This window comes from Bacillus sp. (in: firmicutes), from assembly GCA_017656295.1.
Classification (GTDB): Bacteria; Bacillota; Bacilli; order Bacillales; family JACDOC01; genus JACDOC01.
In genome coordinates this window covers 1-748 of record JACDOC010000047.1, presented here as the reverse complement: position 1 = coordinate 748, position 748 = coordinate 1, and the positions used below count along the sequence as shown (strand labels likewise).

The window sequence follows — 748 nt, the reverse complement described above, 5'->3', positions numbered from 1 at the left end:
TTCCGCAGTAGCTCAGTGGTAGAGCATTCGGCTGTTAACCGAACGGTCGCAGGTTCGAATCCTGCCTGCGGAGCCATGCTTCCATAGCTCAGCAGGTAGAGCACTTCCATGGTAAGGAAGAGGTCACCGGTTCGAGCCCGGTTGGAAGCTTACACTTTTAAAAATAGTTAAATGGCCCGTTGGTCAAGTGGTTAAGACACCGCCCTTTCACGGCGGTAACACGGGTTCGAATCCCGTACGGGTCACCACGGAGGATTAGCTCAGCTGGGAGAGCACTTGCCTTACAAGCAAGGGGTCGGCGGTTCGAACCCGTCATCCTCCACCATAAATGAATATTGCCGGCTTAGCTCAATTGGTAGAGCACGACCGAATAAGCTTCGGAGCGATGCTTCAGCGTACCGCTCGAGCTGCTACTTGAATCAGCTTACCGAGAGCGGGACGACGATAAATAAGGTTGAGTTAAGTCATAAATAAAACCAACATGCCGGCTTAGCTCAATTGGTAGAGCAACTGACTTGTAATCAGTAGGTTGCGGGTTCAAGTCCTGCAGCCGGCACCACCACAACGTGGAGGGGTAGCGAAGTGGCTAAACGCGGCGGACTGTAAATCCGCTCCCTCTGGGTTCGGCGGTTCGAATCCGTCCCCCTCCACCATTCAAAATAAATTAAATTTTGGGCTATAGCCAAGCGGTAAGGCAACGGACTTTGACTCCGTGATGCGCTGGTTCGAATCCAGCTAGCCCAGCCAA

General features: G+C 52.7%; 7 tRNA genes. All 7 read left to right on the top strand.

Annotation, left to right across the window (positions count from 1 at the left end):
* The first annotated feature begins 1 nt into the window (after position 1).
* Positions 2–76: transfer RNA gene (locus H0Z31_15760), tRNA-Asn, on the top strand.
* Between the two features lies 1 nt (position 77).
* Positions 78–150 (top strand) — tRNA-Thr (locus tag H0Z31_15755).
* 23 nt (positions 151–173) lie between these two features.
* Positions 174–248 (top strand) — tRNA-Glu (locus tag H0Z31_15750).
* A gap of 1 nt (position 249) precedes the next feature.
* Positions 250–325 (top strand) — tRNA-Val (locus H0Z31_15745).
* A gap of 158 nt (positions 326–483) precedes the next feature.
* Positions 484–559 (top strand) — tRNA-Thr (locus H0Z31_15740).
* 9 nt (positions 560–568) lie between these two features.
* Positions 569–653 (top strand) — tRNA-Tyr (locus tag H0Z31_15735).
* Positions 654–672: 19 nt separating this feature from the next.
* Positions 673–747 (top strand) — tRNA-Gln (locus tag H0Z31_15730).
* Position 748 lies beyond the last annotated feature (1 nt).